The following is a 15,796-nucleotide window of genomic DNA, read 5'->3' on the forward strand; positions in this document are numbered from 1 at the left end:
AATTTCTCCCGGTGGAATCCGGTGCAAACTACCAGATTGAACGCGCGCGGTACCAGACATCTTGTGCCGGCGGCGCGAAAAGCAGCCGATTGACGCAAGCCCCTTGCCTATGCCTGGCCAACATAGTCAACTCAACAAAACAACAAGACCAAACGGAAACGCCAGGGGGAACGCGATGTCCTCGTTCGAGACCATCCTCGTGGAGCGGCCGGAGCCGGCGATTGCCCGGGTCGTGATGAACCGGCCCGATGCGCGCAACGCGCAGAACCTGCAAATGACCTACGATCTCAACGCCGCCTTCGATGCCGCGGTGCAGGACGACGCGATCAAGGTGATCATCCTCGCCGGCAACGGGCCGCACTTCTCCTCGGGCCACGACCTGCGCCCGGGCAGCAAGAATGAAGCGGGCGTCGATTTTCCGCCGATCGGAAATTGGGGCGGCTTCACCGAAGCCAATGCCCATGGCCGCTTCGCGCGCGAGCAGGAAATCTATCTCCAGATCACGCGCCGTTGGCGCAATCTGGCAAAACCTGTAATCGCCGAGGTGCACGGCAAGTGCATCGCCGGCGGCTTGATGCTGGCCTGGGCCTGCGACCTCATCGTCGCCAGCGACGATGCGCAGTTCTGCGATCCCGTGGTCACCATGGGCGTCTGCGGCGTCGAATGGTTCGTGCATCCCTGGGAGCTCGGCCCGCGCAAGGCCAAGGAATTCCTGTTCACGGCCGACAGCTGGAGCGCGCAGGAGGCGCATCAGCTCGGCATGGTCAACCAGGTCGTGCCGCGCGCGGAGTTGTCATCGCGCGTGCTGGAGCTGGCGCGCCGGATCGCATCAAAACCGTCCTTCGCGCTGAAGCTGACCAAGGAGGCGGTCAATCGTTCGGTCGACGTGATGGGTCAGCCGGCCGCAATCGACCAGGCCTTTGCCCTGCATCAGCTCTGTCACGCCCATAACCTTCAGGAGTTCGGCATGATCGTCGATCCATCCGGCCTGCATCCCTCGGTGCGCAAGCCGCCGGCGGCCGCGGAGTAGCGACATGGATCTCAATCTCAGTGACGAGCAACGGCTGCTGCGCGAAAGCGCGGAACGCTTCGTGGCCGAGAGCTACGATGCCGATCATCGCCGCAAGATGGCGAACGACCCGCTCGGCTTCAGCCCGGCGGTCTGGGCGCAGTTCGCCGAGCTTGGCTGGCTGGCGTTGCCGATCCCGGAGGAGTTTGATGGGCTCGGCGGTGGTGCGGTCGAGATCGGCATCTTGATGGAAGCCTTCGGCCGCGGACTGGTGTCGGAGCCTTATGTCGCGACGGTCGTGCTCGGAGCCGCGCTGATCGAGCGATGCGGCAGCACCGCGCAGAAGCAGGCGAGCCTGCCGAAGATCGCGGACGGATCGTTGAAGCTGGCTCTTGCGCATTCCGAACGCGCAGCGCGGTTCGATCTCGCAAAGGTCGCGACCGCCGCCAACAAGACCGCGCAGGGCTGGCGCCTTGCCGGCAGCAAGATCGCCGTGCTCGACGGCCATGCCGCCGACGAGATCATCGTGTCCGCGCATATTCACGATCATCGCGGGCCATCGGGGCGGATCGGCCTGTTCCTGGTGCCGGCAACGGCGCCGGGCCTCTCGATCACCGACTATCCGCGGCTCGGTGGCGGGCGCGCCTGCAATATCGAGCTGCCCGACGTGCATCTTCCGGAGGACGCCCTGCTCGGCGACGTCCGCGACGCGCTCCCGGCCATCGAATGGGCCGTCGATCGCGCCATGGCCGCGCTCGGCGCGGAAGCCGTCGGCATCATGCAGACGCTGCTGGAGACGACGCTGGAATATACCAAGATCCGGAAACAGTTCGGCCGGCCGCTGTCCGCCAACCAGGTGATCCGCCACCGCCTCGCCGACATGGCGATGCAGGTGGACGAGGCGCGCTCGATGGCGCTGCGCGCCGCGCTGAAGGCAGACAGCACGCCGATCGAGCGCGCGCGGGCCGCCTCGGGCGCGAAGGCGAAGATCGGCAAATGCGCGCGCTTCGTCGGCGAGCAGTCGATCCAGCTCCATGGCGGCATGGGCGTCACCGAGGAGCTCGAGGTCGGCGCCTATTTCAAGCGGCTCGTCGCCTTCGACACGCTGTTCGGCGGCAGCGCGCACCACTATGCCCGCCACGCCCGGCTCGGCCGCGCCAGCGTGCCGGTCTGAACCGAAGGGAGCGCATCATGGACCTGTCGTTCAATGCCGAGGAGCGCGCCTTCCAGGACGAGGTGCGCGGCTTCATCGCCAAAAATCTCACCGAGGAGATGAAGCGCGCGACCGCGCTGACGCCGTCGGTGTTCTCCGACCCTGACATCGGCATGGCCTGGCAGCGCGCGCTGCACAGGCAGGGTTGGGGCGCGCCGGGCTGGCCGATCGAATATGGCGGGCCGGACTGGACGCCGGCGCAGCGCTGGATTTTCGAGACCGAATCCGCACGCGCCGGCGTGCCGAACGTCAACGTGATGGGCGTCAAGATGGTCGGGCCCGTCATCATCGGCTTCGGCTCGCCCGAGCAGAAGAACTTCTACCTGCCGCGCATTCTCTCCGGCGAGGATTATTGGTGCCAGGGCTATTCCGAGCCGGGCTCCGGCTCCGACCTGTCCTCGCTGAAGACGCGCGCGGTGCGCGAGGGCGACGACTACATCATCAACGGCACCAAGATCTGGACCACGCATGCCCACCACGCGAGCCGCATGTTCGCGCTGGTGCGCACCGGCGACGGACCGCGGCAGCAGGACGGCATCAGCTTCATCCTGATCGACATGAAGACGCCGGGCATCACGACGCGCCCGATCCTCACCATCGGCGGCGACCACGAGGTCAACCAGGTGTTCTTCGACGACGTGCGCGTACCCGTCGCCAACCGCGTCGGCGAGGAAGGCAAGGGCTGGACCTACGGCAAATATCTGCTCGAATTCGAACGCGGCTCGGGCATCGCGTCCGCCAAGCTGCGCGAGGGGCTGAAGGCGATCGCGGACCTTGCCGAGTCGGACCTGACCGGCCGCGCCATCGACAGTCCCGATATCGCGACCCGCATCTCCGAGGTCGAGGTCGACATCGACGCATTGGAGATGACCGAGCTGCGCGTGCTCTCGGCGCTCCAGACCGGGCAGAATCCCGGCGCGGTGTCGTCGATCCTGAAGCTGCGCAACAGCGAGATCCGCCAGGCCGTGACGCGGCTGGGCGCCGACGTGATCGGCCACGACGCCCTCGCCGTCGAGCCGATGCGCCCGCTCTACAAGCTCAACCGCGAGCCGGCGACGCCCGAGGAGATGCTGACGGTGGTGCCGGAATATCTCAACGGCCGGGCCTACACGATCTTCGGCGGCACGTCCGAGATCCAGCGCGACATCATTGCGAAGATGATGCTGGGGATTTGAGCCACAAGCTGGCGCCACACACTCGCTGTCGTCCCGGCGAAGGCCGGGACCCATACGCCGGGAAGAGGTGTGGCGCGAAGCTGGCAATTACCGATCTTCGCCAAATTCCGCTCGGTGGGTATGGGTCCCGGCCTTCGCCGGGACGACGAGCTGAAATTGCCGCAGCAGCGCAGGCTACAATTAACCCACCTTCGCGTCCCTGATCGCCTGCCAGATCTTCTGCGGCGTCAAGGGCGTGTTGAGCTGGGTGATGCCGAGCTCGGCGAGTGCGTCCATCACGCCGTTGGTGACGCAGGGCGGGCCGCCGATGGCGCCGGATTCGCCGCAACCCTTGGCGCCGAGCGGATTGGTGCGGCAGGGCGCGGAATCGTCCAACGTCACCACGATCGGCGGCACGTCGTCGGCGCGCGGGATGCAGTAATCCTGATAGCTCGCGGTGAGGAGTTGACCGTCGGCATCGTAGGAGACGCCTTCATAGAGCGCCTGGCCGATTCCCTGCGCGACGCCGCCATGGATCTGCCCCGTCACCAGCATCGGGTTCACGGCAACGCCGACATCGTCGACGGTGGTGTAGCGCACGACGCGGGAGACGCCGGTCTCGGGGTCGATCTCGACCTCGCAGATATGCGTGCCGTTCGGCCAGCTCGGACCGTCGACCTCGCCTTCGGAATCGACGCTGAGTTTTGCGCCGCTCTCCTTCTCGGCAAGTTCGAACAGGCTGATGCGGCGGTCGGTGCCGACCACGGTGAGCATGCCGCCCTGATATTCGATGTCCTCGATCGAGGTCTCCAGCACGTTCGCCGCCTTCTCGCGCGCCTTCTGGATCAGGTCACTCGACGAGACGGCCACGGCCGTGCCGCCGACGAACAGCGAGCGCGAGCCGACGCTGCCAAAACCCATCGCCAGATCGGTATCGCCCTGGACGACATCGATCTTGTCCATGGCAATGCCCAGCGTGTCGGCGATCATCTGGGTGTAGGTGGTCTGCAGCCCCTGCCCCATCGCCATGGTGCCGGAATGCAGAACGACGCGGCCCTGCGAGGTCGCGTGCAGGCTGACCTTCTCGGTATGGGCGCGGCCGCCGGTCCATTCGATGTAGGAGGTGAGCCCGCGGCCGTAGAGCAGGCCCTTCTTCTTCGCGGCCTTCTTGCGCGCGGCGAAGCCGTCCCAGTCCGCAAGCTTCACGGCACGATCGAGCATGTGGGCGAAGGCACCGGAATCGTACACCTGACCCGCCGCGTTGGTGTAGGGCAGCTGCGCCGGCTTGATGTAGTTGGCTTTGCGAATCGCGCGCGGATCCATGCCGATCTTTCGCGCGGCGGCGTCGAACAGGCGCTCGACGATGAAGACCGCCTCGGGCCGGCCCGCACCGCGATAGGCGCCGACCGGCGCGGTATGCGTCATCACCGACTTCACCTCGAAATGCACCAGCGGCAGGTCGTAGACGCCGGTCTGCACGAACGGCCCGAGCACCAGCGGGATGATGTTCGCCGCACCCGAGGAATAGGCGCCGGTGCAGCCGATCGATTTGACGCGATAGGCCAGCACCTTGCCCTTCTCGTCCAGCGCGAAGGACGCGGTCGAGGTGAGGTCGCGGCCGTGGGTGCCGCCGACGAACTCGTCGGTGCGGTCGCCGCGCCAGCGGATCTTCTTGTTCAGCTTGGTCGCGGCGTAGGCGACGATACCGTCCTCGGGATAGAGGTTAGTCTTCTGGCCAAAGCCGCCGCCGATGTCGCCGACCAGCACGCGCACGCTGTCCTTGGGCCGTTTGAGCACGGCTTCCGCCAGCACGTCGCGGGTCGAGGCCGGCGTCTGCGACTGCACATGCAGCAGGAGACGTCCGGTCTTCTTGTCGATCTCGGCGATGGTCGAGCGCGGCTCCATCGCGGAGGGCACGAGGCGCTGGCTGACGATGTCGAGCTCGACCGTGTGCGCGGCCTTGGCGAAGGCCTCGTCCACCTTGGCGGCATCGCCGTAAGCCATCGCGCCGACGATGTTGTCGGGCGCCTCGGGCCACACCACGGGCGCGCCGGGCTTCACCGCCTCGACCGGGTCGACCACCGCCGGCTGCACGTCGTATTCGACCACGATCGCCTCGGCCGCGCTCTGCGCTTCCGCGCGGGAGGCCGCCACCACCGCCGCCACCGCCTCGCCGGTGTAACGCACGATCTCATGGGCGAGCAGCCGGCGCGGCGGCACCGTCATCGGCTTGCCGTCGGGGCGCTTGAAGATGCTCAGCGTCGGAATGCTGCCGACGTCGTCCTTGACGAGATCCGCGCCGGTGTAGATCGCGGTGACGCCGGGCATCGCGGCCGCCGCGCTGGTGTCGATCGAAACGATCCTGGCGTGCGCATGCGGCGAGCGCAGCACGTGCAACCACAGCGCGCCGTCTTGCGGCTTGTCGTCGATGAATTGCCCCTTCCCGGTCAGCAGCCTCAGGTCTTCCAAACGCTTGACGGGCTGGCCCGCTCCGAAACGCAAATTGCCGGGAAGAATGTTCATTCCGTGGGGTCCTCGAGGTCTTTTCGAAACTGCGGGCAGCCTTTTAGCGGATCGACCGGGGGCATACCAGCCGCGGTTTTGGGCGATGAACCCACACATTCGTCATGCCGTTGGAATCGTCATTCCGGGATGGTCCGAAGGACCAGACCCGGAATCTCGAGATTCCGGGTTCGATGCTGCGCATCGCCCCGGAATGACGGCTATGCCAGCTCCTTGAGCGCCGCTTCCACCACCTTGCGCGCGTCGGCCGTCAGCGCGGCCTGCGGCTGGATGGGGTCGCCGACGTCGTAGCCCTGGATCGAAAGGCCGGCCTTGATGCAGGCGGCGAGGTTGAAGCGGGCGAAGGCCTCGTTGATGCGCCACAGCCTGCGCTGGAGCGCCATGGCCTCGTCCCAGCGGCCGGCCCGGCAGAGGTCGTAGAGCGCCACGCTCTGGCGCGGGATGATGCAGGCAGGTCCGGCCATCCAGCCGAGCCCGCCGATCAGCATTACCGCGGCCGGAATGTGGGCGGAGGCCGAGAACACCCGCAAGGAATCGCCGCAGCGGTTCATGATCGAGAGCAGCCGGCCGGTGTTGGTGGAGGCGTCCTTGATGTAGCCGATGCGCGGATGCCCGGCGAGGCGCGCGATGATGTCGAGGGTGAGGTCGGAGCGCTGGAATTGCGGGTTGGTGTAGATGACGACGGGAATGTCTACGGCATCCGCGATGGCGCGGAAGTAGGATTCGACCTGGGCGTCGGCGAGCGGGAAATAGGCCTCCAGGATCGCGAGAATGCCGTCGGCGCCGAGCTTCTGATAGGCCCTCGCCTGCGCCACCGCATCGGCCGTCGAGGTGGAGGCCACACCGGCCACCACGGGCACGCGGCCCTTCGCGGCCTCGATGGTGGTCTGCACGATTGCCGTCCGCTGCGCGGCATTGAGATAGGCGAATTCGCCGGTCGAGCCGAGCGGCGTCAGCCCATGAACGCCGGCGCCAATCAGGTCGCCGCAGAGTTTCGCGAGCACGTTCCTGCGCACCGCGCCGTCGGCATCGACGGGCGAGACGAGATAGGGGAAGACACCGTGGAAATCGGGCATGTCAGGGGGCCCCGGAAACTGGTTTGCACCTGACGGGTCTTAGCAATGCCTGCGCAGGCGATCAAACCCTGAGCAGCCGCACCCGCGTGCCCCAGGGGTCGATCGCCTCCACACCGTCCGCAAGCGCCGTAACTTGCGTACCGCCCTTGCGCAGGCGCTCCACCTGGGCGGCGAGAATGTCCTGCTTGGCCATCACCAGCGAGAACCAGGCAAGACCCGTGGTCTGATCGTCGCGCTGGCCGGCGCCCTGGCTCTGCCAGACATTCATGCCGAGGTGATGGTGATAGCGGCCCGACGACAGGAACGCGGCACCATTGCGCTTGCGGGTCGGGTCGAGGCCGACCGTGCCGTGGTAGAAGCTTTCCGCCTGCGCGAGATCGCCGACGCGCAGATGCATGTGGCCGATGCGCATTCCGTCCGGCGCCTTGGCGTAGTCGGGAACGCGCGTGTTGGTCAGCGACAGCAGGTCGGGGATGTTGAGCTCGTCGGTCGCCATCTTCACGCTGCCCTCGCTCCACTGCCATTGCGAGGGATCGCGGTCGGCATAGACCTCGATGCCGTTGCCTTCGGGATCGTCGAGATAGACGGATTCACTGACGAGATGATCGGCAAAGCCCGACAGCGGCACGCGATGCGAGGCGGCATGCACCACCCAGCGCGCGAGGTCCTTGCGGGTCGGCATCAGGAAGGCGGTGTGGTAGAGGCCGGCGGCATTGCGCGGCTCGATCGCGGCATCGGGACGCGCCTCGAGCACGAGCAGCGTGATGCCGGCCGTGCCCAGCTTTGCAACTGTCGCCGAGCGCTCCATCACGGCCAGCCCGATCACGTCGCGGTAGTAGTCGGCAACCGTGTCGAGATTCTTTACCCGGAGCGTCACCATGCCGACCCGCATCGGCGTGCGGCTGGCATAGGTCGGCCCGGTGCCTTGCGCCGTGCCCTCGGCGCGTGCAGCAGCAGCGGCAGCCATCGCGAGCGAGGTGGCGCCGGCAAGTTGAAGCAGGGTGCGGCGGGTGAGGTCGATGGTCATCGGTCAGGGCTCGCTGGAAGCGTTTAAGGCCGTGCGGCGCAATTTCTGGATTGCTACACGTTCCCGTGAGCGGCTCCCAATCACATGTTCGTCGGCCGGCGCCGGCTCTGTCCTGGCCACCCGGGCAGTTTCGCAATCGCCCGCGACATCCCAGATTGAGGACAACTTACAGGAGACCGCCATGACCGCCCCAACTCCTCTGTCTTCACTGTCGTCCGCGCTCGCGGACGTCGTGGCGCGTACAGCGCCCTCCGTCGTCTCCGTGCATTCGCATCGCTCCCGCGCGGCCGGCTTCGTCTGGAAGCCCGGCCTGATCGTCACCGCCGACGAGGCGCTGGCCGACGAGGGCGAGGTCGAGATCGGCCTCCCCGACGGCAGCCGGGTCGCCGCCACGATCGCCGGCCGCGACCATACGACCGACATCGCGCTGCTGCGTGCCGAGATTGGCGTCGCGCCGGTCAAGCTGGCCGCGACGGTCCCGCCCCTCGGCACCCTGTCGGTTGTCGTGGCCACCAACCGTGATGCGCCGAGCGCCGCGCTCGGCATGGTGTCGGCGTCCGGCAGGAGCTGGCGCTCCTTGCGCGGCGGCGACATCGATGCGCGGATCGAGCTCGACGTTCGCCTGCGTCCCGGCCAGGAAGGCGGCCTCGCGCTCGATGCGACGGGTGAAGCTTTCGGCATGGCTGTGCTCGGACCGCGGCGCGTGCTGGTGATCCCGACGGCGACGATCGAGCGTATCGCGCCGCAGTTAGAGGCGCGCGGCCGCATCGCGCGCGGGTATCTCGGGCTCGGACTCCAGCCGGTGCGGCTCGACGACGGTATCGGCGCGATGGTGATGAGTGTCGACAAGGCCGGGCCTTCGGCGGCGGCCGGCATACGCCAGGGCGATGTGATCGTGGCGGTCAACGACCAGAAACTGTCCGGCGTGCGCGCGCTGTCGCGAACGCTGGGACCTGCGAGCGTCGGCACCGTGGTCGATGTCGCGGTGCGCCGCGGCGGCGAGCCGGTCAACTTCAAGGTCACGGTCGGCGAGAGGCCGGAGGCGTGAGCGAGGACAAGCTGCCGGAGATCCTGCTGTCCCTGGAGATCGACGATGCCGCTCTCGCCGATCGCCTGGCTGCGCTGCTCGGCAATGTCGCCGGGCTGCGCCTTGCCGCGCCCGGCGAGCGGGCCGCCGCCACGGTCGTTGCCCGCGATCCGCGCGCAAGACCTGAGGACATCGCACTGACGCAGCGCGAGCTCGACGTGCTGGCGTTGATGGCCGAGGGCGCCTCCAACAAGATGATCGCGCGCCAGCTCGGCATCTCCGTGCACACCGTGAAATTCCATGTCGGCTCGCTGCTCGACAAGCTGGACGCCACCGGCCGCACCGATGCGGTGGCGCATGCCGCGCGCCGCGGCGTGATCGAGCTCTGAGCGGCGCGGATCAATCGCCGACCGCGGTCTGCGCCAGGGCGCGCATGCGGTCGGTATCGACGACGCGGCCATGGCTGATCACGATGCTGGGCGGGGCGTGGAAGCGCAGGGCCTCGGTGACGTCGGCCTGCTCGAGCACGACCAGATTGGCCGCGCAGCCGAGCCCGAGGCCATAGCGCTCGAGGTCGCCGTGGCGGCGCGCGTGGTGATCATGTCGTAGAGCGTCTCGAACTCGCTCTTCTTCGTCATCCACAACAGATGCGAGGCGAGGAACGCCACCTCCAGCATGTTGTTGCGGCCGAACGGATAATAGGCATCGGAAATGTCGTCCTGGCCGAGGCAGACATTGATGTCCGCACCCAGCAATTCCTTCACCCGCGCATGGAGCGGACCGTTGTGCGGATTGCTGACGACGCTGACACGGGCCTTTCCGAGCAGCACCATCAGCTCGCGGAGATAGTTCTCGGGATAGAGCGCCATCGCCCGGCAATGATGGGCGAGCGCCCGGCCCTCGACGCCGCGCGCGATCACCGCGCGCGCCATCATGTCGAGCGTGCGCATGTTGGCGTCGCCGACGTCGTCCAGCAGCATCGAGATTTCGGCGCCGTGTTCGGCCGCGAGGTCGAAGCAGAACGCGACATGGCGGCGCATGTCCTCTTCATCGGCTTCGATCCAGGGAATCCCGCCGACGACGTCGGCCCCGAGCGCCATCGCCTTGCGCATCAGGCCGTCGGCGCCGGGCTCGCGAAACAGGCCGTCCTGCGGGAAAGCCACGACCTGGATGTCGACGATGCCGCGAAACTCCTCGCGGATCGCGAGCAGCGCCTTGACGCCCTCCAGCCGGGCCTTGGTGTCGACATCGGCGAAGGCGCGGATGTGGAGATTGCCGTGAAGCGCGGCGAGCGCCACCGCGCGCCGTGCGTTCGGGACGATCCAGGACGCGTCGTAATTGCTCTTCACCACCGCGGCGAGATCGACCGCCTTCGCCGCCTCGCTCATGCCGCCGCCCTGATAGGCCTCGAGCGCCGCCTCCGACATCATCGGCAGGGTCCAGACCTTGCAGAGGTGCAGGTGCGGATTGACAAAGGCCGGCGTCACCAGGCCGCCTTTGGCATCGACAAAGGCCTGTGCACCGGGATCGAGCCGGTTGCCGATCGCGGTGATCACGCCATCGGTGATCGCAATGTCGACGATCTCGCGGCCGCGCGTGCGGGCATTGGTGATGACGAGATCTGGCAGGCGGGACATTGCAGGACTTCCACTCGGTACGCGTGCGATCATGCAAGTTGGGTGCCGGGCTGCGCTGGCGGCGGAAACCGGAGCTGGACCGTCAGGCCCGGCGCATTGTCATGCAGCGCAATCTCGGCGCCATGAAGGCGCGCGACCGCGGCGACGAGGCTGAGGCCCAGGCCGTTGCCCGGCGTGTAACGGCTCTGTTCGAGCCGGTAGAACCGCTTGAAGACGTGATCGCGCTGGTCGGCCGGAATGCCCGGACCGTCGTCGGCGATCGCGATCACGGCGCCGCCATCGCCGCTGCGGCAGGTCACCGCCACCTGCCCGCCTTTGCAGCCGTGCTTGATCGCGTTGTCGACGAGATTGGCGACGGCATCGAACAGCAGGTCGCGGTCGCCCGTGATCGCGACCTCGCGGTCGCCGCCGAGGCTGAGACGCGTCGAAACCTGCTCGGCGGCGGCGTCGTAGAGCTCGACGACCTCGCCGGCGATCTCGGCGAGATCAAGCGCGCGGAAGGCGCTCCTGCGGGCGCGGGTCTCGATCTCCGAGATCCGGGTGATGGAGGCGAACATGCCGAGCACGGCGTCGAGATCGGCGATGGTGTCGCCGATCAGCACGGCATCTGCCTCGCTGTTGCGCGGAGTATGATAGGCCTTTTCCAGCCGGCCGCGCATGCGCGTCAGCGGGGTGCGCAGATCGTGGGCGACGTTGTCGCTGACCTGCTTGACCTCGCCCATCAGCGTCTCGATGCGGTCGAGCATCTGGTTGAGGTTTTCGGCGACGCGGTCCCACTCGTCGTGGCTGCCGCGCAAGGGAATACGGCGGTCGAGACCGGACAGCATGATGGCGCTACTGGTGGCGTTGATCTCCTCGATCCGCCCCACCGTGCGCCGGGTCACCAGCACGGCTGCGAGCCCGGCGAGCACCAGGAGCAGCACCGCGACCGCGACCATGGCGAGTTCGATCGTGCCGGTGAAGCCGTCGTGATCGCCGGCGGAGCCGAGCCGGCTCTCGACATAGGCGAGCGTGCCGAAATAGACATAAGCCATGATCGCCGCGACGATCAGCCCGAACGCCGCGATCGCGATCAGCGCCAGGCGGAAGGTCGAGGAACGAAGCGTCTTAGCCAGGAGCACGGAGACAATATCCGATGCCGCGGATGGTATGGATCAGCGGATAGGCCTGGGCATCGTCGACCTTGCGGCGGACGCGCCCGACATAGACGTCGATGATGTTGGTGGAGGGATCGAAATGCAGGTCCCAGACGTGCTGGAGCAGCATCGCGCGCGAGACGACGCGGCCCTCGTTGCGGACGAGATATTCGAGCAGCTGAAACTCGCGCGGCAGCAGCGGAATTTTGCGGCCGCGGCGGCTGGCGTTGCGCGCGATCAGGTCGATGGCGAGGTCGCCGACCCGCAGCAGCGTCTCCTTGGCGATGGTCTCGCTGCGGCGGCCGAGTGCCTCCAGCCGCGCAAGCAGCTCGACGAAGGAGAACGGCTTGACGAGATAGTCATCCCCGCCGGCGCGCAGGCCGCGCACGCGGTCGTCAACCTCGCCGAGCGCCGAAATGATCAGGAAGGGCGCGGCGATGCCGTCGTCGCGCAATTGGCGCATCACGGCGATGCCGTCGATGTCGGGCAGCATGCGGTCGATCGTGATCACGGCATAGTCGCGCGCGGCGCCCTGGCTCAGGGCTTCGCGCCCCGTGGCGGCGAGATCGACCTCATAGCCGGAGGTCGTCAACTCTTCGACGAGCTGGCCTGCGGTTTCCGGATCGTCCTCGACGACCAGGATGCGGCGGTGACCTCCGGTCATGCAAAACTCCACGCGACGATCGCCACCAGACTATCCCGTTCCGGGGCTGAGCGGAACCGCCTGATGGCGATCGCGACAATGGTGCGGTACGGCGATGCGACTACCAATAGTCTCCGCACACATTGACCCATTGCCACCCATAGGGCGTCCAGCTCCTGCGCCAGCAACCGTCGTAGTAGCCAGCGTAGACGAAGGGTGCTCCGAAGAAGAAGCGATGGTGGTGCCGGAAGAAGGCGTGGCGGCCGATGAAGGGCCTGCCGTGCCAGCCCGCGCCGGCGAAGCGCGGCCCGAAGGCGGCGCGGGTCGCTAGCGGAGCCGCGGCAAAGCGAGGTCCAATGGCGGCGTGGGCGGCCATTGGCGAACCGACGAAGCGGGCACCACCGGAATGAGCGCCGCCCATCCCGCCAACTCGCATGCCCCCGCCACCCATGCCGCCACCACCGACATGCATGCCGCCACCACCGAAGTGGCCACCGCCGCCAAAGCCGCCATGTCCTCCGCCGCCGAAGCCACCACCTCGGGCGAGAACGGGCGAAGCGACCGCCAACGTCGCAGCCATGGCCGCCGCGACGATGCCGGTGAGAAGCCTGCTGTTCATCTGAATATCCTCCTTGTCGCGGCGACGGTCGCGCCGCTCCAGGGGATCAGATGAGGAAAATGCGCCCTCACCTTCAACTTACAAATGCGCCAGATTCTGACGCGGGTGTTAGGGAGGCGGACCGGCGACCTCTCCTCGTCATTGCGAGGAGCTCGCGACAAAATTGCGAAGCAATTTTGCGCTGATGTGACGAAGCAATCCAGACCGTCCAGGCGGAGCCAGTCTGGATTGCTTCGCGGAGCCTGTCATCGGGCCGCGCTTTGCGCGGACCCGTTGGCTCGCAATGACGACGTGGGTAGAATTCGCCGTACGTCGACGAGCTCAACTCGCGGAGGCTTTCCGACCTCTCCCCGCAAAGAGCGGGGAGAGGTTCAGATAGAGCCTCACGCCCGCTTACCGTTGTTCTTCTCCGCCGCGCGGCGCAGGGCTTCGGCGAGCGCGCCGCCGCCGGAGGAGTCCTGCTTGCGCGGCGCCGACGAGGTCATGCGGGATGGATTGCGCGCGCCATTGTCGCGCTGCATGCCGGGGGCGTCCTTCTTGGCGCCGACCTCGTCGTCGAGCCGCAGGGTCAGCGAGATGCGCTTGCGGGCGACCTCGAAGTCCAGCACCTTCACCTTGACGATGTCGCCGGGCTTCACCACCTCGCGCGGATCCTTGATGAAGGTCTTCGACATCGCCGAGATGTGCACGAGACCGTCCTGGTGCACGCCGATGTCGACGAAGGCGCCGAAGGCGGCGACGTTGGTCACGGTGCCCTCGAGGATCATGCCCTTCTTGAGATCCTTGATCTCCTCGACACCTTCCTTGAACACGGCGGCCTTGAACGCCGGACGGGGGTCACGGCCGGGCTTTTCGAGCTCGCGCAGGATGTCGGTGACGGTCGGCAGACCGAAGGTCTCATCGACGAAATCCTTCGGCTTCAGCGTGCGCACGATCTCGCTGCTGCCGATCAGCGCCTTGATGTCGCTCTTGGTGGCGCTGAGAATCCGGCGCACCACTGGATAGGCTTCCGGATGCACGCCGGAGGCATCGAGCGGATCCTCGCCGCCGAGAATACGCAAGAAGCCCGCGCACTGCTCGAACGCCTTCGGCCCGAGCCGCGGCACGTCCTTGAGCGCCTTTCGCGACTTGAACGGGCCATTGGCGTCACGATGTGCCACGATGCTCTGCGCAAGGCCCGAACCCACGCCCGACACGCGCGCGAGCAGCGGCGCCGAGGCGGTGTTGACGTCGACGCCGACGGCGTTCACGCAGTCTTCGACCACGGCATCGAGCGACTTGGCGAGCTTGGCCTGGCCGAGGTCGTGCTGATACTGGCCGACGCCGATCGCCTTCGGCTCGATCTTGACGAGCTCGGCAAGCGGATCCTGGAGCCGCCGCGCGATCGAGACCGCGCCGCGCAGGGTGACGTCGAGACCGGGCAGTTCCTCCGAGGCAAAGGCCGAGGCCGAATAGACCGACGCGCCGGCCTCCGACACCACGATCTTGTTCATCTTCAGCTCGGCCAGGCCCTTGACGAGATCGCCTGCGAGCTTATCGGTTTCGCGCGAGGCCGTGCCGTTGCCGATCGCGATCAGCTCGACACGGTGCTTCAGCGCTAGCTTGCCGAGGATCGCGAGCGACTCGTTCCACTGCCGCTGCGGCTCGTGCGGATAGATCACGGCGGTATCGACGACCTTGCCGGTCGCGTCGGTGACGGCGACCTTGACGCCGGTGCGGTAGCCGGGATCGAGCCCCATGGTGACGCGGGTGCCGGCGGGCGCGGCCAGCAGCAGGTCGCGCAAATTGGACGCGAACACGCGCACGGCCTCGGTCTCGGCCGCATTCCACAGCCGCATGCGCAGGTCGATGTTGAGATGCACCTGGATCTTGGTGCGCCAGGCCCAGCGCACGGTGTCGATCAGCCAGCGGTCGCCGGCGCGCTTGAGGTCGGCGATGCCGAACCGCTTCATGATCTTCAATTCGTAGGCGCTCGGCACGCCCGGCGGCGGCGCTTCCGCCTCGGCCTGAATCTGCAGATCGAGGATTTCTTCCTTCTCGCCGCGGAACATCGCCAGGATGCGGTGCGACGGCAGCCCGGTCAGCGGCTCGGAGAACTCGAAATAGTCGGCGAATTTCTCGCCCTCGGTCTTCTTGCCATCGCGCACCTTGGAGGCCATGCGCGCATTGGTCCACATCTCCTCGCGCAAGGCACCGATCAGATCGGCGTCCTCGTCAAACCGTTCGACCAGGATGGCGCGGGCGCCGTCGAGTGCGGCGGCGGCGTCAGCCACACCCTTCTCGGCGTTGATGAAGCCTTCCGCCACGACCTTGGGATCGTTGCCGGGTTCCGCCATCAGTTGATTGGCGAGCGGCTCGAGACCGGCTTCCTTGGCGATCTCGGCCTTGGTGCGGCGCTTCGGCTTGAACGGCAGATAGATGTCTTCCAGGCGCGCCTTGCTGTCGGCGGCCATGATCGTGGCTTCGAGTGCGGCATCGAGCTTGCCCTGCTCGCGGACCGATTCGAGGATCGCCTTGCGGCGGTCTTCGAGCTCGCGCAGGTAGCCCAGGCGCTCCTCCAGGGTGCGCAATTGCGCGTCGTCGAGCGCACCGGTCGCTTCCTTGCGGTAGCGGGCGATGAAGGGAACCGTGGCGCCGCCGTCGAGCAACGTCACCGTCGCCTCGACCTGTTCCGCCCGTACCCCAAGCTCCTGCGCAATTTTCTGGTTGATATTTGCCACGCGAGAATCCTC

Annotated in this window: 13 protein-coding genes; 5 read left to right on the forward strand and 8 right to left on the reverse strand. The window is 67.0% G+C overall.

Translation table 11 applies throughout. The features are described from left to right. Positions 1 to 175: 175 nt before the first annotated feature. The 3 genes from XI08_RS21585 to XI08_RS21595 are packed head-to-tail and all read left to right on the forward strand — an operon-like array spanning position 176 to position 3,397. Positions 176 to 1,030, forward strand: a complete 855-nt coding sequence (locus XI08_RS21585) for an enoyl-CoA hydratase (RefSeq protein ID WP_271575882.1) — start codon at positions 176 to 178, stop codon at positions 1,028 to 1,030. 4 nt (positions 1,031 to 1,034) lie between these two features. After that, positions 1,035 to 2,183 carry an acyl-CoA dehydrogenase family protein gene (locus XI08_RS21590; protein WP_271575883.1) on the forward strand — a complete coding sequence of 383 codons (1,149 nt, stop codon included), beginning with the start codon at positions 1,035 to 1,037 and terminating at the stop codon, positions 2,181 to 2,183. A gap of 17 nt (positions 2,184 to 2,200) precedes the next feature. Further along, the gene (locus tag XI08_RS21595; RefSeq protein WP_271575884.1) at positions 2,201 to 3,397 is read left to right on the forward strand and encodes an acyl-CoA dehydrogenase family protein; all 1,197 of its coding nucleotides are present in this window, start codon (positions 2,201 to 2,203) and stop codon (positions 3,395 to 3,397) included. 180 nt (positions 3,398 to 3,577) lie between these two features. Here the strand turns inward: XI08_RS21595 and XI08_RS21600 are convergent, their stop codons facing one another. The 3 genes from XI08_RS21600 to XI08_RS21610 all read right to left on the reverse strand — a co-directional run bounded on the left by XI08_RS21600 (position 3,578) and on the right by XI08_RS21610 (position 8,002). Then, positions 3,578 to 5,899 (reverse strand): xanthine dehydrogenase family protein molybdopterin-binding subunit, encoded by a 2,322-nt coding sequence (locus XI08_RS21600; RefSeq protein ID WP_271575885.1) that lies wholly within the window; start codon positions 5,897 to 5,899, stop codon positions 3,578 to 3,580. 200 nt (positions 5,900 to 6,099) lie between these two features. Continuing rightward, positions 6,100 to 6,975, reverse strand: a complete 876-nt coding sequence (locus XI08_RS21605) for a dihydrodipicolinate synthase family protein (protein WP_271575886.1) — start codon at positions 6,973 to 6,975, stop codon at positions 6,100 to 6,102. 61 nt (positions 6,976 to 7,036) lie between these two features. Then, positions 7,037 to 8,002 (reverse strand): VOC family protein, encoded by a 966-nt coding sequence (locus XI08_RS21610; RefSeq protein ID WP_271575887.1) that lies wholly within the window; start codon positions 8,000 to 8,002, stop codon positions 7,037 to 7,039. A gap of 181 nt (positions 8,003 to 8,183) precedes the next feature. On the opposite strand from XI08_RS21610, the gene XI08_RS21615 reads away from it, so the two are divergent. After that, positions 8,184 to 9,050 carry a S1C family serine protease gene (locus tag XI08_RS21615; protein ID WP_027547134.1) on the forward strand — a complete coding sequence of 289 codons (867 nt, stop codon included), beginning with the start codon at positions 8,184 to 8,186 and terminating at the stop codon, positions 9,048 to 9,050. After that, positions 9,047 to 9,418: a response regulator transcription factor gene (locus tag XI08_RS21620; protein WP_027547133.1), complete on the forward strand. Its 372-nt coding sequence runs from the start codon at positions 9,047 to 9,049 to the stop codon at positions 9,416 to 9,418. Before XI08_RS21615 ends, XI08_RS21620 begins: the two co-directional genes overlap by 4 nt. A gap of 78 nt (positions 9,419 to 9,496) precedes the next feature. Here the strand turns inward: XI08_RS21620 and XI08_RS21625 are convergent, their stop codons facing one another. The 5 genes from XI08_RS21625 to XI08_RS21645 form a co-directional block, all read right to left on the reverse strand. Then, entirely contained in the window at positions 9,497 to 10,666 is a 1,170-nt protein-coding gene (locus tag XI08_RS21625) for an amidohydrolase family protein (RefSeq protein WP_271575888.1), read from the reverse strand. Positions 10,667 to 10,695: 29 nt separating this feature from the next. Next, positions 10,696 to 11,787 carry a sensor histidine kinase gene (locus tag XI08_RS21630; RefSeq protein WP_271575889.1) on the reverse strand — a complete coding sequence of 364 codons (1,092 nt, stop codon included), beginning with the start codon at positions 11,785 to 11,787 and terminating at the stop codon, positions 10,696 to 10,698. Continuing rightward, entirely contained in the window at positions 11,774 to 12,466 is a 693-nt protein-coding gene (locus XI08_RS21635; protein ID WP_135177535.1) for a response regulator transcription factor, read from the reverse strand. Before XI08_RS21635 ends, XI08_RS21630 begins: the two co-directional genes overlap by 14 nt. Before the next feature lie 100 nt (positions 12,467 to 12,566). Then, positions 12,567 to 13,064 carry a hypothetical protein gene (locus XI08_RS21640; RefSeq protein ID WP_271575890.1) on the reverse strand — a complete coding sequence of 166 codons (498 nt, stop codon included), beginning with the start codon at positions 13,062 to 13,064 and terminating at the stop codon, positions 12,567 to 12,569. Positions 13,065 to 13,447: 383 nt separating this feature from the next. Next, positions 13,448 to 15,784, reverse strand: a complete 2,337-nt coding sequence (locus XI08_RS21645) for a Tex family protein (protein WP_271575891.1) — start codon at positions 15,782 to 15,784, stop codon at positions 13,448 to 13,450. Positions 15,785 to 15,796: the final 12 nt, after the last annotated feature.

Origin of the sequence: Bradyrhizobium sp. CCBAU 11361, from assembly GCF_028128935.1 — a bacterium.
GTDB classification, from domain to species: Bacteria; Pseudomonadota; Alphaproteobacteria; order Rhizobiales; family Xanthobacteraceae; genus Bradyrhizobium; species Bradyrhizobium niftali.